Below are 18,418 nucleotides of genomic sequence, written 5' to 3'. Positions count from 1 at the left end.
ATGATCACGATAGACTTATGTTATACTTAATTTCAAAACAATTAGTAACATTCTTACTGTCGATAGAAGGCAAAAATAAATAAATTGTTGACACACTTTAAAATTTAGTGCTAGGACGGTGATAGTTATGGTAAGTATCTTAACCCACGGGCAGGGGAGAGAAGTCGAATTAAACCCTTTGACCAGAAAGTATTTTATTGAGCTGAAGCCTCCCAATAAAATGGATAACCAAGCCGACGTCGAACGAGTGCGCCGCTACCTGCCTGAAAGACTAAGACAAGCAGATATTCCACTGGAGGTTATACGAAAACTTCCCTCGTCTCTTCGAGAAGCGAACTGGGGAGTTACCATTACAACCGCCGAAATACCAAATAATCCCTGGATAATAAACGTGGAACCCGGCCGGCATATAGACCGGCACTACGGACTGGCACTGGATATAGGTACTACAACGATTGTTATCTACCTGGTAGACCTGAATACCGGCCACGTTCTGGCAAAAGCTTCGGAATATAACGGCCAGATCCAATACGGTGAGGACATTTTGACCAGAATTCATTTGGGCAGTACTGAAAAAGGGCTACAAAATCTCCGGCGAACATTACTTGGAACCATCAACCAACTGGTCGGTCAAATAGCGGCAGAAGCTTCCATTGATAGAAATGAACTTTGCGCGTTAACCGTAGCCGGTAACACTACCATGATACACCTCTTTTTAGGGTTGGAACCCACTTACATTTGTCGGGAGCCATATACTCCTGTAGTTAACAGCACGGGACCACTGCGTGCGTCGGCAGTGGGAGTTCACATCAATCCTCAAGCAGTAGTTTATTGTTTGCCATGTATTGGTAGTTATGTAGGTGGTGATGTAATTGCCGGAGTTTTAGTCAGCGGAATGTACGAGCAACCATATCTGTCCCTTTTAGTGGATATCGGCACAAATGGAGAAATCGTTTTAGGCAACTGCGAATGGTTGGTAGCCTGCGCCGGGGCAGCCGGGCCCGCCCTAGAGGGAGGTGCTGCCGCCCATGGAATGCGCGCGGAAAAAGGTGCTATAAATAGGATCAAAATTAATCCCCGCACAGGCAAAGTTGATTACCAGGTTATCGGCGGAGGAAAGGCAAAAGGCATCTGTGGTTCCGGCCTGGTTGATTGCTTGGCAGAACTTCTACTGGCAGGTATAATTGACCGGTCGGGCCATTTCATCGAAGATATTCAGCATTTTGTCGTGGCTCCGGCAGAAGAAACGGCAACGGGAAAAGATATTATAATTTCCCAGAAAGACATTAAGAATTTACTACGCACCAAAGCGGCGGTCAATGCAGCTGTGGAAGTCTTGATGGAAGAGGTCGGGTGTTCAATTCATGAGCTGAAGTATTTCTATTCTGCAGGAGCTTTTGGGGAATACATGGACCGGGAATCTGCTGTAACCATCGGTTTGTATCCTGACCTGCCGAGGCAAAATATCATTTGCCTTGGTAATAGCTCTATAGAAGGGGCTAAATTAGTTTTACTTTCCCAGGATATGTGGAGAGAGGTAGAAGCTTTGGCTAAAAGGATAACATATTTTGAATTAAATAATAACCAAAAATTTATGGAAAAATACACGTCTGGACTTTTTCTCCCGCATGCAGATTTAAGTATTTATCCCACCGTGAAAAAAAAATTGGAAGCTAAAGCACGTTTATAGTTTCGTTAATTAGCCCTTGGTTCAGCCAGTAGGCAACGCCAAGGGCTTTTCTTTTATCATTAGAAACGTGTTGATCTTGCCTTGCATGTAGCCAATGGCCACCCGGGTAATTTTATTTTTGATTATCTTAATTCACGAAATTTGAAAGAGTTAACTTCAGCCAGTATAAGAGATTTGGAACTCTTTGGGTTGTGCAAATCGAACATTTATTAGGTCTTATTATAAATATTATCGCGAATGAAAATTTAAGGTTACGTCAAATTTGTGTTATACTGAGCACCAAGAGTGCATCCTCCCTTAAATAATAAGCCATTGTTATAAATAGTGAGGTGATGGATATGCTTTAAATTGTTGTACATATCCATAACAATACGCAGGTATAAGGCCAATAGTATTTCTACAGTACAAAACCTTCTTTCCCTATTACCTGTCGTATGTCTACTTCCTGTAATTCATTAAGTCATAAAGGAGTGAACTACCATGGAAAGTAGAGAAAGACTAGATTACAAGCTAGCGGAAGTAGAGAGAAGCGAACCAATCGCAATTGACATGCCCTTGAGTTACATACCGGCTTTTCCTTGGGAGTGGATTGGAGGAATTTTATTCACATTTGTTATCGCAGGCATAGGTGTAGGTTTAGCAAGGTTACCAGTCATAAATCAGCTAGGAGCTATGGTAACATCAATTCTCATTGCGATTGTCTATCGGCAAATTGCTGGTTACCCAGAGATAATTCGGTCTGGCATTGAATTCTCGGCGAAGAAAATTTTGCGTTATGCAATCGTCTTGTTTGGTTTTAAGCTTAATATTGATATGATTCTCCATCAAGGGCTAGGGCTACTGGCCGGAGATACAGTCACCATTACGTTAGCCATCGCTATCACTTTAGGGATCGCGCGATGGTTGAAGGCAGACAAATCGTTGTCCTTGCTGCTCGGTGTAGGAACAGGAGTTTGCGGGGCAGCCGCTATTGCCGCTGTATCTCCTATTATCAAGGCAAAAGACGATGACACAGCAATTGCAGTTGGAATTATCGCGCTTGTGGGAACCATCTTTACTGTTGTCTACACATTGTTACGTCCCATTTTGGACATTACCGTTACTCAATATGGAATCTGGAGTGGAATAAGCCTCCACGAAATAGCCCATGTAGTAGCTGCAGCGGCTCCGGCAGGCCAGGATGCCTTAGCAATTGCACTTTTAACGAAACTTGGGCGCGTGCTTTTATTAGTGCCGTTGAGTTTTATTTTAACTTTATGGATGAAAAGACAAGGTACATTCACTGGACAGGCAAAAGTGGAATTTCCATGGTTTCTCGTAGGATTCATCATTACCAGCCTCATCGGCACCTATGTCCCGATCCCGAAAATGTATATGCAGGTTTTGACCACGTTAAGCTCATTTCTCCTAACGGCCGCCATGGTCGGATTAGGGTTGAACGTCAGTGTTCAGGCTCTTCGAACGAAGGCATTTAAGCCTTTGATGTCTATGTTCGTAGCCTCGATCATGCTCTCTATCTTTACGTACTTCTCCATTATTAGGCTGACCCCTTAAAATCGATCAAATAGTCCTGATTACTAAACCATTATTAGAAATCCATTACATTCTACTTTGCGGTGCGACGGCCTTGACATCAATCCCGCGTGTGGTACGATTTAGGTACCGACGGGGCGGCTCCGGGAATATGCTACAGCCCCAAGGTCTCCTGTCGGTATAATCAGCATACCACACGCGAGGACCCCGGCTGTCTAGGCTACCCTGCGGCACCGCTTTTGAATTAAGATCCTCAGGGGCTCATCGGAAACAATATAACCATCGATTCAATCCTTAAATTTTTCATCCCGGATAAAGGATAAAAACCGCTCAAAGGCAGGAGTAGGGTGTCTTTTGGGATTGGTAACCACATAAAACTTTCTGGTAATTCTCAGATTATCAATAGAAAGCAATTTTAAGGTATTTAATTTCAGCTCCTTTTGGACCGAACGTCGGGACAAAATTGACACGCCCAAATTTGCTTCCACGGCAGATTTTACAGCTTCGGTACTGCCCAATTCCAGAGCAACAGGTAACCTTTTCGGGTTCAACCCGGCTGCTTCCAGCGCTTCTTCCATGATTTTTCTGGTTCCTGAACCTTTTTCCCGCAAGACAAAGGGAAAACAAGTTAATTGGTCAAGGGAAACCGAACGCTGAGTAGCCAGAGGGTGATCAGGGTTGACAACCACAAAAAGTTCATCATCCATAAAAGGTTGCACGGTTAACTCAGCATTATTTACCGGTCCCTCCACCAAACCAATTTCCAATGACTGTTCTAAAACAGCACGAATAATTTGTTCAGTATTGATTACATTAACTGTTATGTGAACCTGTGGATAGAGTTCCTTGAAATCACCGATTACTTTTGGTAGCAAAGTTTCGCCTATAGTCAAACTGGCTCCAATCGCCAATGTGCCTTTAACAACCTCGCTGTATTCACTGAGACTTCTTTCGGCATCAGCGAACAGAGCACATATCTTTACAGCGTATTGATACAACAACTTCCCTTCCTCCGTCAAGGAAACCTTTCTGGTGGTTCGGTCGAAAAGCCTAACTCCCAAATGCTCTTCCAGCGCATTAATCTGTTGCGAGATAGCTGGTTGAGAAATGTGAAGTACTTCGGAAGCTTGAGAAAAGCTTTTCTTCTCGGCAACTACCTTGAATATTTCCAAATGATGACGCTCCAAATTTTTCACTCCCATCATGATGCGCACGTTTCCGATGAATCAACCGCAAACTACACTATAAATAATAATATTTTTTCCATACAATTACTAGTTTAGTTCTGAAAACTCGTGACATAATAGTAATTGATTTTTAGAATTAAATTTTTTTAAATAGGAGGTGCCCCCATGTTTCTTCATGATGACCGTATCTTCGTAGATCCGGTACCAGCGTCAAAAGGTAGTACGGTCAAGATAGGGTATAACGGATTATTGGCAAAATCGGGTGCCGATGCCGTCTGGATACATTACGGGTTTGACGGCTGGAATTCTACGGCCACTGTTCCCATGTATCGGCAGGCCGACGGTAGTTTCGTTACCCATATAACCGCACAGGGGAATAAAGAAATCAACTTCTGCTTCAAGGATAGCGCGGACCATTGGGACAACAACAGCGGGTGGAATTGGATGTGCCCTATTAAGTAAGTAGTTTCTAGATAAACCAAACCGAAAGTTAAGCGGGCACCTGGCTAAATGTTCGGGTGCCTAAATATTTAACCAGAATGCTTACGCAGGCTTGAATAACTCTGGTCAAGATCGACAATAATCACCTCACTGCCCACCTTCTTTACTGCCTGCCATGGTATCACGAGTTTTTGTTCATTAAACCAAAAACTAATCAGATTGCTTTTTCGGGGAAGGATAATAGATTCTACCTCTCCGCTTTCCGTATCAATAACCAAATCAGATTCCCCGACCGTTCCCAAATTAACACCGTTATACAGATTAACAATCTGTTTTCCGATAAGCTCGCTTAATTTCATTTTTACCACCTCCATCACAGCAACTTTTGGTACCATCTTACTAAGAACGGCTGGACCAAAGCTAGGGTAATAGATAAAAGGGCTAAAGGTTCCACTGAAAGAGAGAACAATTCGACTCTTTCCGGTACCGAAACTTCCAAAAAAGTGACCAGCATCAATAGAGACAAATAAATGCCTCCGGCAATTCCCACCAGTTCTGCCAGGGCCCTAGATATAGGGCTGGAAATCGGTTGCTCCGGTATCTTTCCCTTGTCTTCTCTCAGCACGTGTACTTTTTCGCGCACCGAGAAAAAAAACAAGAGAAAAAAGAGAATGAATAGCAATAATTTACTCATTCTCCTGTCACTCCCTGCTAATATTTATGACTTTTCCTTCAAGTATATACCGAGTGATGTCCCTTTGGAGAAAATTTCTCATAACAGTTTAATTACTGGCCTGTACTGCCAAAACCTCCCTGGCGTTGCTCTCCTGTTTGGTCATCATCAGTAAGTAGGTATTTTATAAAAATCCCCTGGGCAACTGCCTGTCCCTTACGAATATGAATGGGTTCATCTCCATGGTTAAAAACCGGAATTAAAATATGTCCCTCATTCTGTGGGTTGTCTACATAATCGGCGTCAATGATACCGGTTCCGTTTATCAAGCTTACCGCGTTTCTGCTGGACAAACCGCTTCGAATAAAAATCTGAAGAACTTCGTCTTGCTCCATGTAAACTTTTAACCCTGTAGGGATGAACGTTACTTTTTTCGGTTCCAAGACTATGTCCTCTGCCGCTTCAAGATCGTATCCGGCACTCAGACGAGTTTTTCGCCGCGGAAGGCGGATATTCTTATTTTGATAATCGCTTATCACTTCAAACCGCCTGCCCATTTTGTCTCCTCCTATCAAAATTTTTGCTTAATCATAAATCCGGATTATCTCATAAAGAGTATTTCTTTGGGCAGGAACCTTTCCCGCCGCCCGAATACAGTGAAGTATCTCCTCCAAAGGCACCCAGTTCCTCACTCCCGCCGCCCGCACCACGTTTTCTTCCAACATCGTACCTCCGAAATCATTAGCCCCGAACCATAAGGCAACCTGAGCCAATTTCGCACCTTGAGTTACCCAGGAGGCTTGAATATTGGGAATGTTGTCCAGCATAATGCGGGAAATAGCCAACATCCTCAAATAATCCATGCCGGTGGCCGTCGTACCGCCCAATTGGGTATTCCCCGGTTGATAACTCCACGGAATAAAGGCAGTAAACCCTCCCGTTTGATCCTGTGCTTCCCTTATCCGTACCAAATGTAATATCCTTTCCTCCGGATTTTCAATACTGCCAAACATCATGGTAGCGGTGGAACGCAGTCCTACCTGGTGGGCCGTAAGCATCACTTCCATCCATTCTTCCCAGCTAATCTTATGGGGACTGATTATTTTCCGCACTCGATTGACCAGTATTTCTGCCCCGCCCCCCGGCAAAGAGTCCAATCCTGCTTTTTTTAGCCGTTTTAGAACTTCCGTAATGGTTAGGCCTGACAAGCGGCTCATATGAATAATCTCCGGCGGAGAAAAGGAATGAATATGAATTTTGTAACGCCGCTTGATATCTTTCAGCATATCAATATAAAAATCCAGGCCGAGCCGTGGGTGTAGTCCTCCCTGGATTAAAACTTGGGTTCCTCCTGCCTGGATTAATTCTTCTATTTTTGCAAACAATTCCTCCCGGGAAATTACATAGGCTTCCGGATGATTTTCCTCCCGGAAAAAAGCACAAAAACGGCATTGACAGGTACATACGTTAGTATAATTAATATTACGATCAATAACAAAAGTAATTAAATTATGGGGATGCTTTCGTTCCCGCAAGAGAGTAGCCACTCTCCCCAGAGCAAGAAGGTCAGCTTCTTTATAGATCTTGATACCTTCTTCCAATGATAATCTTTGCCCTTCTGCCGCCTTCGCCAATAAAGATCTCCAATCAGCCACCGTGTCCACCCCAAATCTCTAAATCAACTAACCTCTCGATTAGACCACATCGGTAAGCATAAGAGTAATATTCCTTTAAAGCTCGCTGATATCGTTCGTCCAGATCATAACGGATAGTAGCAAAATAGTCGTAAAGAATTTTTTCCGGCAATCCTCTTCGAGCTCTGGCTTTAGCCACTAACTGAGGAACATTACTCATTCCTATTCTTTGCGAACAGATAAATGCCCGGCTGATACGATTTACTTCTTCCGGATACTTTTCCGCAAAATCCCTTCGAATAACCCAGAGAGCATATATCATAGGATATCCGGTAAACTTTTTCCACATCTCCCCCAGGTCATAAACATAGAGGTTTCGCCGGCAATTTGCAGCCTCTACTAAAGCATCATCTCCTATCAGCAACGCAGCTTCCGCCTTTTCCAACATTGAGCTTAGCCGCGGTTCACAGGTTTCATACCGTACCCTAATGTTGTATTGGAGAGTCAAGAGTATTTTTAGCAACACTACTGACGTAGCTGAAGAACTGGTTAAAGCAACCTTCTTCCCTTCCAGGTCCTCCAACGGAACCTTACTAAACAATAAAATGCTGGCAACCCTCCCATCAGCACTTATGGAAATGCCCGGCAAAATGATACACTTTTCGGAATTTCGCGCATACTCAATAGAAGACAAGGGAGTTATGTCTAACTCCCCTGCCAGGAATTTTTGGTTGAGTAAAGTAGGAGTTCCGGGAAATAAATCTGCTTCTAAAGCGACCTTACCCGTTTCAATAGCATCGTACAAAGGAAGGCAGTTCAGGTAGTCTACCTTCCCCAAACGCACTCGTACCATTAAAAGTCCTCCCTAACAACGTTGTAAAGGGTATCACGCTGAACCGGTATTCTTCCTGCTGATTTAATCAAGTAAATTAATTCTTCCCGGCTTATGGCCTGATCTGTATCAGCTCCTGCCGCATGAGTAATTTTCTCTTCTACCACCGTCCCGTCAATATCATCCACCCCGAAAGCTAGGGAAACCTGAGCAAGCTTGGGTCCAATCATAATCCAAAAGGCTTTGATATGGTCGAAATTATCTAACATCAGACGCGCTACGGCTAAAACTTTTAGATCATCAAATCCAGTCGTCCTCCGCAATCCCTGAGATTCCAGCGCCGTATTATGCGGGTGAAAGGCCAGGGGAATAAATGCCTGGAAACCTCCTGTTTCGTCTTGAAGTTCTCGCAACCGAAGAAGGTGATCTATTCTTTCTTCCGCTGTTTCCAGGTGACCGTAAAGCATAGTGGCGTTAGTCCGTATGCCCAAGCTATGAGCTGTCCGCATAACGTCTAGCCAGCGGTCACCACTGATTTTTTTCTCACATATCAATCGCCGAACCCGGTCGGAGAAAACTTCCGCTCCCCCACCCGGCAGGGAGCCTAAGCCTGCCTCCTTGAGACGGACCAACACCTCCCGGATGGTTAAACCGGTTATTTGCGCAAAATAATCAATCTCAACTGCCGTGAAAGCCTGAATGTGAACTTCCGGCAGGACCTGCTTCACCCGCTTCAACATCTCCAGGTAGTAATCAAAAGGCAAATCGGGGTGCAGTCCACCGACAATGTGAATTTCCGATACTCCTTGATCTTTAACCTCTGCAGCTTTCTCTTCTATCTCCTCCAAGGATAACAAATACGCCCGCGGGTCCTCTTTGTCTACTCCAAAAGCGCACAGTTTGCAGCGGTTCACGCAGATGTTGGTATGATTTATATGGCGGTTGACTATAAAATAAACTCGATCTCCGTTTTTCCTGCGGCGCACCATATCAGCTAAAAACCCTATACTTAAGAGATCATCGGACTTCATCAGCCTAATGCCATCCTCACGAGAGAGTCTCACGCCTTCTTCCACTTTTCTTCTGATGTCTTCCAGTTCTCCGGCAAAGAAATCCTCTATCAATTTAACTTTCCTCCTTAATTTTTTTACACACCTATCTTCTTTAACAAATGGGGTAAGTTTATGGTAGGTGATTCCGGCCCGATACAAGTCAAGGAAAACTTGTCCGGATCGAAAAGGTTTTTGGCCAATTCCTCTACCTGAATTTTTTCGACTTTCGCAATGCGCTCAACTATTTCCTCTGCCGTAATCACCCTGCCGTAACAAACTTCTGATTTACCCAGACGGCTCATTCGACTAGTTACGTTTTCCATCCCCAGGAGTAAATTACCTTTAATCTGATCTTTTGTACGGCGCAACTCTTCTTCGGTTATCCCATACTCTTTTAATCTGGCAATTTCTTGAAGAATAACCTGTAACAGTTCGGAAGTATTGCTGGGACTGGTAGCCGCATAAACGGTGAACAGCCCGCTGTCAAGGTAAGTTGAGTGATAAGTATAGATAGAATAAGCCAATCCTCGTTCTTCCCGAACTTCTTGGAATAGACGAGAACTCAGACCACCTCCCAGCAAGCTGTTCAAGACATACATGGTGTAGATTTCCCGGTGGTCCTGAGGTAACCCTGGAACCCCGAGACAGATGTGTACCTGTTCCGTATCCTTTTTCTCAAATATCATTCGGGCGGAAGGTAAAGGTTCCTCTAGCTGATCTACCAGCGAAAGGGAGCGGGTGTTGCTGAAGATCGGAGCAAGTTTTTCAACCACTTCCTCATGCTTGATACGACCTGCAACAGCCACCACCACGTTTTCTGCCCTATATTGCTGGTGGTAATAATTTATAATCTCCTCGCGAGATAAACCTTTAACCGAACCCTCGGTACCTAAAATAGCCCTTCCCAGGGGGTGACCGTCCCACACGGTTTTTGCGAACAGGTCATGCACTAGCTCGTCCGGAGAATCTTCATACATTTTTATTTCTTCTAAAACTACCTTCTTTTCTTTTTCGATCTGCCGGGAATCCATTCTGGCATTAAAAAACATGTCCGTAAGAACATCAATGGCAAGGTCTAAATGTTCCCATAAAACTTTGGCATAATAGCAGGTATATTCTTTAGCCGTAAAGGCGTTTAACTGGCCCCCCACTGCATCTAGTGCTTCAGCTATTTCTTTTGCCGAACGCTTCGCCGTTCCCTTAAACAAAAGATGTTCGATAAAATGAGATACTCCGTGCAGATTATCCGGTTCGTTCCGCGAACCAGTTTTCACCCATATTCCTATAGCTACTGAATGGACATAGGGTATTTCCTCGGTTACAATTCGAACGCCGTTTCCTAGAACTTCCTTGTTATACATGCGCTTCCCCCTCACCTGATTTGAACAATACCATTATTCGAGATAATAAAGCAAAATCCTTTTAAACTAAAAAAAAAGCCCGACAAGCTAGTCGTCATTCAGACCTTCCCCCAATTTTCTTAATCTTTCTATCAACCCTAACTTGCGACTTTCTTCTCCAGCCCCCAGAGGAATACGACCTATTCTCTGCTCCTCCTTAAAAACTTCCAGGAATCCCAGATTTTCACCCTTCCTTAACGGCGCTTGCACCTCCGAAACTATATTCACCTTAAATCTAAGATCTTTCTTCCGGTCTTTTTCGAGTATAAAAACATCATTCCAAAGAGCTACCGCTGTAACGCGGGATGGTTTTCCATTAGCAACCTTAACGGTACCCCAGACGGATCCCTTGGCAATCGCGTAGTAATCGAAATTTTGGAATCCGTATTCCAGAAGGGTTTCCGCATCTCGGTAACGATCATGGCTCTTTAATACTACGGCAATCAAAGTTAAGCCCTCTCGGGTGGCTGAAGCAACTAGGCACTTACCGGCCGCATCAGTGGTTCCGGTTTTTACTCCGTTAGCCCAGGGATAGCGCCATAAAAGGCGGTTAGTGTTTCTTAAGTACCGGCTCCAACTTCCCCGGATGGTCGTCTCCCGCGTACGAACAATGGAGGCAAACACCTCATTAGTCAGGGCATAACGAGCAATCAGCCCTAGATCATAAGCCGAAGCATAATGGTTTTGCGCCGGTAAACCATGAGGATTCTGGAAAAGAGTATTACCGGCGCCTAAAAGTCTGGCCTTTTTATTCATCAAGTATATGAAAAATTCTTCGGAACCACCGACATGTTCCGCTACCGCTGCCGCAGCATCGTTACCGGACCGAATCAAAGCTCCTTTCACCAGGTCTTCCAACCGCAACTTTTCTCCAGCTGTTAAGTGAATAGACGCCTCCCCGACCCTGGCCGCTTTTTGACTGATAGTTACCCACTCTTTGAGATCTCCCTGTTCGATGGCCAAGATTCCGGTCATCATTTTGGTAGTGCTGGCCGGTGGCCTCCGCAGGTGACCATTTTTCATGTAGAGTACTTTACCTGACCGGGCTTCCATTAAAACAGCCGCCGCGGCTGTTACCCGCGGTAAGAGAGTACCCCATACCTCCAGGGGCTGGTATAGGATGGTAACAGTTACAGCTACTCCAAAGATAAAGGCCTTGGCAGATTTACCTATCCTCTTAATTTTTCTTCTCGCCCTCCTTAATCTAGTTTATAATTTGAGAGACTGGAACTATGTTATATCCTTTCTCATTTAGGCTGCGAAGGATTACCGGCAGCGCTTCTACGGTAACTGTTGTAGGATGCATAAGGATAATAGCACCATTTTCCAGTTTAGAGAGCACTTTCTCAATAATCTGGGAACTCCTCCTGCCTTCTTTCCAGTCAATTGTATCTATAGTCCACATAATGGTAAAATAACCCAATTCAGAAGCCGCTTCTACCACGTGCTTACCTTTTTCTCCGTAAGGGGGAGCGAAAAGTTTCGGTTTCTTTCCGGTAATCTGCATAAGAACTTTTTCTGCTTTTAATATTTCTTGCCGGTTTTCTTCCTTACTGAGACGATCCGGATGGGAGTGGCTATAACCGTGATTTCCCACCTCGTGTCCCTTTTTATCCATTTCCTTAACCAATGCGGGGAATTTGCTTGCCCATCTTCCCGTCACAAAAAAGGTCACCTTGCTATTGCCTTTTTCCAAAATATCCAGTAACTGCGGTAAATATTTTTCGCCCCAATCCACATTTATGGCTATGGCTACAGCGCGCTTGTCTGTGCTACCCTGATATATAGGACCCGTTGTGCTTGTCATAACGGTTATATTCCATAGAGTCGTGCTCAAAACTATAAGTACTCCGGTCAAGAAACCTGCAACCAAGAGCATTCGTCCCAACTTTTTGTTAAAAATAACCAACAGAAACATACTCAGTTCCCTCCCTATCTATTACCTCTACAATATATTCGAATCATTCTGCAGGTATAACAATGCCAAACTGCAAAAAGGAACAACAAAAAAAAGAAGAACCCTGAGGGGTTCTCATTAATCAAAAACTAATTTTTCTCCACTCTTTTTCTAATCCATTCTATTATTTTATCAGTAGGTGTTCCCGGTAAAAATATTTCTTCCGCCCATCCCTTTTCTTTTAATTCCTTAATATCATCCTCCGGTATGATGCCGCCACCCATTAAAATAATATTATCTGCTCCGTTTTCCTTCAGAAGGTTCTTAACTTTACGAAAAAGGGTCATGTGAGCTCCAGATAATATACTAAGCCCCACAATATCAACGTCCTCTTGAATAGCGGCCGCAACTACTTGTTCGGGAGTCTGGTGTAGTCCTGTGTAGATAACTTCCATTCCAGCATCTCTTAAAGCCCTAGCCACCACTTTGATGCCCCGGTCATGCCCATCGAGGCCTGGTTTAGCCAACAAAACCCGAATCCTACGGTCTTCACTCATCTTCTTCCCCCCTTAGAAAATCGGTTGCTCCCGGTATTCGCCAAAAACATTTTTCAGTGTCTGTACAATCTCTCCCAGCGTGGCATATACCCGTACCGCGTCCAATATGTACGGCATCAGGTTATCATTACCGCGGGCCGCTTTTTCAAGGGCATCCAACTTCTCCCGTACCGCGACGTTGTCTCTGCTTTCTCTCAGTTTTCTTACTCGGGCAATCTGCTCTTCTTCCAGTTTAGGGTCAATCTTAAGTATTTCTATATCTAGCGTTTCATTCTCCTTGACAAACTCATTAACTCCGACCAGAATTCTTTCTTTTTTCTCCAAAGCCTTTTGATATTGATAAGCGGCATCAGCAATTTCCTTTTGGAAGAATCCTTTTTCAATAGCCTTTAGAACCCCGCCCAGTTCTTCGATCTTCCGGAAATATTCTTCAGCCTTTTCTTCCATGTAATTGGTAAGGTACTCTACATAGTAGGATCCGGCCAGAGGATCTATGGTGTTAGTAACACCTGTTTCATAAGCAATGATCTGTTGAGTACGCAAGGCAATTTCCACCGCTTTCTCGGTAGGCAGAGCCAAAACCTCATCCATGGAATTGGTATGAAGCGATTGGGTCCCGCCCAACACTGCCGCTAAAGCCTCAAAAGCAGTACGTACGATATTATTTTCCGGCTGCTGCGCCGTCAAAGAACAGCCTGCCGTCTGAGTGTGGAAGCGCAATAACCAAGAACGGGGATTTTTGGCTCCATATTTCTCCTTCATATACCTGGCCCATATTCTCCTTGCCGCCCTGTATTTCGCAATTTCTTCAAAGAAGTCGATGTGGGAGTTGAAGAAAAAGGATAAACGGGGTGCAAATTTATCTACATCCAACCCGGCTTTAATACCGGCTTCTACATAAGCAAAACCGTCCGCCAAGGTGAAGGCCAATTCCTGTACCGCCGTAGCCCCTGCTTCTCTAATGTGGTATCCGCTGATGCTAATTGTATTCCACTGGGGAACATGTTCTGCGCCAAAAGCGAAAATGTCAGTAATGATACGCATGGAAGGTTCCGGTGGAAAAATCCACGATTTTTGGGCAATGTATTCCTTCAAAATATCGTTTTGGATAGTTCCTCTCAATTTATCAGAAGATACCCCTTGTTTTTCAGCAGCGGCAATGTACATGGCCCAAAGAATGGCAGCCGGTCCGTTGATAGTCATAGAAGTACTGACCTTGTCCAGAGGAATACCATCAAACAGTATTTCCATATCCGCCAGAGAGTCAATCGCTACGCCGCAGCGTCCCACTTCTCCTTCCGAAAAGGGATGGTCGGAATCATATCCCATTAGAGTAGGCATGTCAAAAGCTACGCTCAAACCTGTTTGGCCGTTTTCAAGCAAGAACTTGTAACGCTGATTTGATTCCCGGGCCGTTCCAAAACCGGCAAACTGCCTCATAGTCCACAACCGACCCCGATACATGTTAGGCTGAACCCCACGGGTAAAAGGATACTCACCCGGAAAGCCGAGATCGCGAAGATAATCCAGTCCTTCAATGTCCGCCGGGGTGAAAAGTTCTTTTATCGGTTCACCGGATACGGAATTAAATTCCACGTCCCTTTCCTTACTTTTAGGATAAGTTTCCTTCCTCCATCGCTCAGTCTCCTGACGTATCTTCTCTAATTCCTTGGTTTCACCACACACCCTTCATACCCCCTCCTATTAGTATTCAATTCCCTCGCGGGCCTTCACGCCTTTATAGTAATGATGCTTAACATCCCTAATCTCGCTAACCAGGTCAGCCAGTTCATATAATTCCAGGGGGGCATAGCGCCCGGTTAAGATAAGATCTAACTCCGGCGGTTTGTTTTTAATTATTTCTATAATCCTTTCCAGGTCAATCAACCCAAAATCCAAAGCTACATTAATTTCATCCAAAATAACCATATCATAACGACCGCTAAATATGGCTTCCCGAGCGAGACGCAGGCCCTGTTCAGCCAGTTCGATATCTATGGGATCCGGGTTTTCTTTACTCACAAATTCATGTCTACCAGACTGAACTATAGTGAATGTAGGCAGTAGAGAACTTATTTTAACCTCCCCATAGTTTTCGCTGCCTTTCATGAACTGAAGCATATACACCCTTAACCCGTGTCCCGCTGCCCGTAAAGCTTGCCCGAGAGCTGCCGTGGTCTTACCTTTGCCGTTACCCGTATAGATCTGAATTAAACCTTTCGCCTTCGTAATAACACCCCCTATGATTTCAGCAGGTGGTTCGCAATTACCAATCTCTGTATCTCGCTGGTTCCTTCATAAATCTCGGTAATTTTAGCATCCCGCATCATTCTTTCTACTGGATATTCCCTGGTATACCCATATCCGCCGAAAATCTGAACCGCCTTGACCGTTACCTCCATAGCCGTTTCGGAGGCGAATAATTTGGCCATAGCAGCCGCCTTACCGTAAGGCATGCCATTCGTTTCTAGATAAGCTGCCTGGTAAGTAAGCAGCCGGGCAGCCTCGATGCGAGTGGCCATATCCGCCAGCATAAACTGAAGGGCCTGGAATTCACCAATGGGTCTACCGAACTGTTCCCTCTCTTTACAGTACGCTAAAGCAGCCTCAAAAGCCCCTTGCGCAATACCAACAGCCTGAGCAGCAATACCTATCCGTCCCCCATCCAGGGTGGAAAGAGCGATCTTAAAGCCTTTCCCTTCTTCACCCAAAAGGTTTTCTTTAGGAATTCGACAATCCTCGAATACCAGTTCCATCGTTGTAGAAGCGCGAATACCTAACTTCTTCTCCTTTTTCCCAAAGGAAAAACCGGGAGTACCTTTTTCTACAATAAACGCATTTATGCCGCGATGTCCTTTATTGCGGTCAGTAGTTGCAAACACCACATAGATGTCTGCTTCTCCGGCGTTGGTTATAAAAATCTTGGAACCGTTCAACACCCATTCATTTCCGTCCAATACAGCCGTAGTACGGAGCGAAGCTGCATCGGAACCGGCAGATGGTTCAGTCAGCCCGAAGGCACCAATCTTTTCTCCTGTTGCCAGAGGCACCAGGTACTTTTGCTTTTGCTCCTCAGTGCCGTACTTATATATGGGCCAACTGGCCAGAGATATGTGAGCGGAAAGAGTGACTCCGGTAGAACCGCATACTCGAGATAATTCCTCTACCGCAATGGCATAGCTGATATAGTCAGCCCCTCCGCCGCCGTATTCTTCAGGGAAGGGAATACCTGTTAGTCCCAGTTCTGCCATCTTGTCGAATATGCTCCGGTCAAATTCTTCCTTCTCATCCCGTTCCGCAGCACCGGGAGCAACTTCCTTTTCCGCAAAGTCTCTCACCATTTTCTTCAACATCTCTTGCTCTTCGGTCAACTTAAAGTCCATACCTACACCCGCTCCCTTCCTCGAGCTATTTTAAAAGGTTTCTGGCGATAACTATGCGCTGGATTTGATTGGTTCCCTCGTAGATTTGAGTGACCTTGGCATCCCGCATGAACCTTTCCACGGGATATTCTCTCATATATCCGTACCCTCCGAAAATTTGGACCGCATCGGTAGTAACCTTCATGGCCACATCACTGGCAAACATCTTAGCCATAGAAGCTTCCTTGCTATGGGGACTTCCCTGCATTTTCAAAGAGGCTGCCCGGTAGACCAGCAAACGTGCCGCTTGGACCAACGTATCCATGTCCGCCAGCATAAACTGGATAGCCTGAAATTCGGCAATGGCTTTACCAAATTGCTTTCGTTCACGGGCATAAGCTACAGCTGCCTCCAAAGCTGCCTGTGCAATACCCAAGGCCTGAGCCCCGATACCAATACGTCCCGTATCCAGCAGAGACATGGCAATTTTAAACCCTTCTCCTTCTTTTCCCAGCAGGTTTTCCTGAGGAACCACCGCATCCTCAAAAAAGAGTTGACACGTGGAAGAGCAGTGCAGTCCCATTTTCTTTTCTGGAGGTCCGATCTTAAGCCCTGGCGTGCTCTTTTCAACTAAAAATGCCGATATGCCTCGGGTTCCTTTACTCTTATCAGTTACTGCCAATACCGTATAAACATCAGCTTCACCGCCGTTAGTGATGAATATCTTGGAGCCATTGAGCACATAATGATCGCCTTTTCTAACGGCACTCGTCCGAATATTCGCCGCATCAGAACCTGCGTCAGGTTCGCTTAAAGCGAAAGCACCTAGCATTTTGCCCTGAGCCAAGGCGGGTACGTATTTTTTCTTCTGTTCTTCCGAACCAAAGTTTAAGATCGGAAAAGTACCTACCGACGTATGAACGGCCAGAATTACTCCCAAAGCTGCGCTTGCTCGGGAGATCTCCTCGATAGCTATAACATAAGAGAGAAAATCGGCCCCAACCCCGCCCCATTCTTCGGGGATGGGAATCCCCATGAGACCAAGTTCGCCCATTTTGGCAACAATTTCCCTAGGAAACTGGCCCTTTTCCTCCCATTTACCAATAACCGGCTTAATTTCCTTTTCCGCAAAGTCGCGTACCGTCTTCTGCATCATTTGTTGTTCTTCACTGAGACTAAAGTTCATAGTGTCGCACCTCTCTTCATACCTTCCGCTCCCAATTTCCTCTTACTTGTACTCATAGAACCCCTTTCCTGTCTTTCTACCCAGCCATCCTGCCTTGACATACTTCCGCAGCAAAGGACAAGGACGGTATTTAGGATCTCCCAGTCCGCTGTAGAGCACTTCCATTATGGCCAGGCAGGTATCCAGCCCGATCAAATCAGCCAGCGCTAAAGGCCCCATGGGATGGTTGGCACCAAGCTTCATCACCGTATCAACCGCTTCCGGAGTAGCAACCCCTTCGTATACGGCATAAATGGCTTCGTTGATCATAGGCATCAATATCCGATTGGCAACAAAACCGGGATAATCATTAACGGTTACCGGCGTCTTACCCATTTGACGGCTCAATTCTTCCACCGTGGAAGCTACTTCATCACTGGTAGCCAGTCCCCGAATAACTTCTACCAGTTTCATAACGGGAACGGGATTCATGAAATGCATTCCAATGACTTTGTCCGGTCGCTTCGTAAAAGAGGCTAGTTCAGTGATAGGAAGAGACGAGGTATTACTGGCCAGAATAGTATGCGGCGGACAAATTTCATCAAGCTTACGGAAGACCTGACTCTTTATGTCCAAATTTTCTATCACCGCTTCTATCACTAAGTCAACCTTGCTTCCGTCTTCCAGGGAAGTAGAAGGAGTGATCCTTCCTAAAATTTCGTCCTTCTCCGCAGAGCTTATCCGTCCTTTTTCTACACTTCGGCTAAGATTTTTCTCAATTACCGAGATACCTTTTTTGACAATTTCTTCGGAAAGATCGTTTAATAGTACTTGGAAACCGGCTTGGGCTGCTACTTGGGCAATACCACTGCCCATCTGTCCAGCCCCTACTACCAGGATAGTGTTGATCTTCATTACTAATCCCTCCTTGTATGATATGACCAACGGCTAAATTTCCAGTTGGTCATTTATTTTGTCGTAAAAAATGTTTGACC

19 protein-coding genes are annotated in these 18,418 nt (G+C 45.0%); 3 read left to right on the top strand and 16 right to left on the bottom strand.

All coding sequences use genetic code 11. The annotated features are described in order from the left end of the window. Positions 1 to 127: 127 nt before the first annotated feature. Both KKC1_RS04055 and KKC1_RS04050 read left to right on the top strand, forming a co-directional pair. Complete coding sequence (locus tag KKC1_RS04055; protein WP_088553227.1) at positions 128 to 1,690, top strand: ASKHA domain-containing protein; 1,563 nt, start codon at positions 128 to 130, stop codon at positions 1,688 to 1,690. A 549-nt stretch (positions 1,691 to 2,239) separates the two neighbouring features. Beyond that, a complete protein-coding gene (locus KKC1_RS04050; protein ID WP_088553261.1) occupies positions 2,240 to 3,244 on the top strand; it encodes a YeiH family protein in 1,005 nt (334 codons plus the stop codon). Positions 3,245 to 3,510: 266 nt separating this feature from the next. On the opposite strand, the gene KKC1_RS04045 is transcribed toward KKC1_RS04050, so the two are convergent. After that, positions 3,511 to 4,410: a selenium metabolism-associated LysR family transcriptional regulator gene (locus KKC1_RS04045; RefSeq protein ID WP_088553226.1), complete on the bottom strand. Its 900-nt coding sequence runs from the start codon at positions 4,408 to 4,410 to the stop codon at positions 3,511 to 3,513. Between the two features lie 165 nt (positions 4,411 to 4,575). On the opposite strand from KKC1_RS04045, the gene KKC1_RS04040 reads away from it, so the two are divergent. Next, positions 4,576 to 4,872, top strand: coding sequence for a carbohydrate-binding protein (locus tag KKC1_RS04040; RefSeq protein ID WP_088553225.1), 297 nt, complete (start codon positions 4,576 to 4,578; stop codon positions 4,870 to 4,872). A gap of 68 nt (positions 4,873 to 4,940) precedes the next feature. Here the strand turns inward: KKC1_RS04040 and KKC1_RS04035 are convergent, their stop codons facing one another. The 15 genes from KKC1_RS04035 to KKC1_RS03965 all read right to left on the bottom strand — a co-directional run bounded on the left by KKC1_RS04035 (position 4,941) and on the right by KKC1_RS03965 (position 18,338). Next, complete coding sequence (locus KKC1_RS04035; RefSeq protein WP_088553224.1) at positions 4,941 to 5,210, bottom strand: YlmC/YmxH family sporulation protein; 270 nt, start codon at positions 5,208 to 5,210, stop codon at positions 4,941 to 4,943. Positions 5,211 to 5,224: 14 nt separating this feature from the next. Next, positions 5,225 to 5,545 carry a hypothetical protein gene (locus KKC1_RS04030; protein WP_088553223.1) on the bottom strand — a complete coding sequence of 107 codons (321 nt, stop codon included), beginning with the start codon at positions 5,543 to 5,545 and terminating at the stop codon, positions 5,225 to 5,227. Positions 5,546 to 5,637: 92 nt separating this feature from the next. Further along, complete coding sequence (gene dut / locus KKC1_RS04025; protein WP_088553222.1) at positions 5,638 to 6,081, bottom strand: dUTP diphosphatase; 444 nt, start codon at positions 6,079 to 6,081, stop codon at positions 5,638 to 5,640. A gap of 27 nt (positions 6,082 to 6,108) precedes the next feature. Beyond that, entirely contained in the window at positions 6,109 to 7,188 is a 1,080-nt protein-coding gene (gene mqnC / locus KKC1_RS04020) for a cyclic dehypoxanthinyl futalosine synthase (RefSeq protein ID WP_088553221.1), read from the bottom strand. Continuing rightward, positions 7,172 to 8,011, bottom strand: a complete 840-nt coding sequence (locus KKC1_RS04015) for a menaquinone biosynthetic enzyme MqnA/MqnD family protein (RefSeq protein WP_088553220.1) — start codon at positions 8,009 to 8,011, stop codon at positions 7,172 to 7,174. Before KKC1_RS04015 ends, mqnC begins: the two co-directional genes overlap by 17 nt. Continuing rightward, positions 8,011 to 9,111, bottom strand: a complete 1,101-nt coding sequence (gene mqnE / locus KKC1_RS04010) for an aminofutalosine synthase MqnE (RefSeq protein WP_088553260.1) — start codon at positions 9,109 to 9,111, stop codon at positions 8,011 to 8,013. The genes KKC1_RS04015 and mqnE overlap by 1 nt, the downstream gene beginning before the upstream one ends. A gap of 26 nt (positions 9,112 to 9,137) precedes the next feature. Further along, entirely contained in the window at positions 9,138 to 10,403 is a 1,266-nt protein-coding gene (locus tag KKC1_RS04005; RefSeq protein WP_088553219.1) for a M16 family metallopeptidase, read from the bottom strand. An 87-nt stretch (positions 10,404 to 10,490) separates the two neighbouring features. Next, a complete protein-coding gene (locus KKC1_RS04000; protein WP_272946653.1) occupies positions 10,491 to 11,549 on the bottom strand; it encodes a D-alanyl-D-alanine carboxypeptidase family protein in 1,059 nt (352 codons plus the stop codon). A gap of 97 nt (positions 11,550 to 11,646) precedes the next feature. Then, positions 11,647 to 12,360 carry a polysaccharide deacetylase family protein gene (locus tag KKC1_RS03995; protein WP_238134189.1) on the bottom strand — a complete coding sequence of 238 codons (714 nt, stop codon included), beginning with the start codon at positions 12,358 to 12,360 and terminating at the stop codon, positions 11,647 to 11,649. A gap of 128 nt (positions 12,361 to 12,488) precedes the next feature. Beyond that, positions 12,489 to 12,896, bottom strand: coding sequence for a coenzyme B12-dependent isobutyryl CoA mutase small subunit (gene icmB, locus KKC1_RS03990; RefSeq protein WP_088553217.1), 408 nt, complete (start codon positions 12,894 to 12,896; stop codon positions 12,489 to 12,491). Between the two features lie 12 nt (positions 12,897 to 12,908). Then, positions 12,909 to 14,552, bottom strand: coding sequence for an acyl-CoA mutase large subunit family protein (locus KKC1_RS03985; RefSeq protein ID WP_088553258.1), 1,644 nt, complete (start codon positions 14,550 to 14,552; stop codon positions 12,909 to 12,911). A gap of 48 nt (positions 14,553 to 14,600) precedes the next feature. Continuing rightward, a complete protein-coding gene (gene cobO / locus KKC1_RS03980) occupies positions 14,601 to 15,128 on the bottom strand; it encodes a cob(I)yrinic acid a,c-diamide adenosyltransferase (protein ID WP_088553216.1) in 528 nt (175 codons plus the stop codon). A gap of 8 nt (positions 15,129 to 15,136) precedes the next feature. After that, complete coding sequence (locus KKC1_RS03975) at positions 15,137 to 16,279, bottom strand: acyl-CoA dehydrogenase (RefSeq protein WP_088553215.1); 1,143 nt, start codon at positions 16,277 to 16,279, stop codon at positions 15,137 to 15,139. A gap of 25 nt (positions 16,280 to 16,304) precedes the next feature. Beyond that, positions 16,305 to 17,444, bottom strand: coding sequence for an acyl-CoA dehydrogenase (locus tag KKC1_RS03970; RefSeq protein WP_088553214.1), 1,140 nt, complete (start codon positions 17,442 to 17,444; stop codon positions 16,305 to 16,307). Positions 17,445 to 17,486: 42 nt separating this feature from the next. Then, the gene (locus KKC1_RS03965; RefSeq protein ID WP_088553213.1) at positions 17,487 to 18,338 is read right to left on the bottom strand and encodes a 3-hydroxybutyryl-CoA dehydrogenase; all 852 of its coding nucleotides are present in this window, start codon (positions 18,336 to 18,338) and stop codon (positions 17,487 to 17,489) included. Positions 18,339 to 18,418 lie beyond the last annotated feature (80 nt).

This window comes from Calderihabitans maritimus (genome assembly GCF_002207765.1).
In the GTDB taxonomy this organism is placed as follows: Bacteria; Bacillota; KKC1; order Calderihabitantales; family Calderihabitantaceae; genus Calderihabitans; species Calderihabitans maritimus.
The sequence above is the reverse complement of the archived record's forward strand: the minus strand, read 5'-3'. Positions and strand labels throughout refer to the sequence as shown.

Coding starts and splice junctions, on each gene's coding strand:
- KKC1_RS04055 (WP_088553227.1), top strand. CDS start 128: ATGGTAAGTATCTTAACCCACGGGCAGGGGAGAGAAGTCGAATTAAAC.
- KKC1_RS04050 (WP_088553261.1), top strand. CDS start 2,240: ATGCCCTTGAGTTACATACCGGCTTTTCCTTGGGAGTGGATTGGAGGA.
- KKC1_RS04040 (WP_088553225.1), top strand. CDS start 4,576: ATGTTTCTTCATGATGACCGTATCTTCGTAGATCCGGTACCAGCGTCA.
- KKC1_RS04035 (WP_088553224.1), bottom strand. CDS start 5,210: ATGAAATTAAGCGAGCTTATCGGAAAACAGATTGTTAATCTGTATAAC.
- KKC1_RS04030 (WP_088553223.1), bottom strand. CDS start 5,545: ATGAGTAAATTATTGCTATTCATTCTCTTTTTTCTCTTGTTTTTTTTC.
- dut (WP_088553222.1), bottom strand. CDS start 6,081: ATGGGCAGGCGGTTTGAAGTGATAAGCGATTATCAAAATAAGAATATC.
- KKC1_RS04015 (WP_088553220.1), bottom strand. CDS start 8,011: ATGGTACGAGTGCGTTTGGGGAAGGTAGACTACCTGAACTGCCTTCCT.
- KKC1_RS04005 (WP_088553219.1), bottom strand. CDS start 10,403: ATGTATAACAAGGAAGTTCTAGGAAACGGCGTTCGAATTGTAACCGAG.
- KKC1_RS03995 (WP_238134189.1), bottom strand. CDS start 12,360: ATGTTTCTGTTGGTTATTTTTAACAAAAAGTTGGGACGAATGCTCTTG.
- icmB (WP_088553217.1), bottom strand. CDS start 12,896: ATGAGTGAAGACCGTAGGATTCGGGTTTTGTTGGCTAAACCAGGCCTC.
- KKC1_RS03975 (WP_088553215.1), bottom strand. CDS start 16,279: ATGGACTTTAAGTTGACCGAAGAGCAAGAGATGTTGAAGAAAATGGTG.
- KKC1_RS03970 (WP_088553214.1), bottom strand. CDS start 17,444: ATGAACTTTAGTCTCAGTGAAGAACAACAAATGATGCAGAAGACGGTA.
- KKC1_RS03965 (WP_088553213.1), bottom strand. CDS start 18,338: ATGAAGATCAACACTATCCTGGTAGTAGGGGCTGGACAGATGGGCAGT.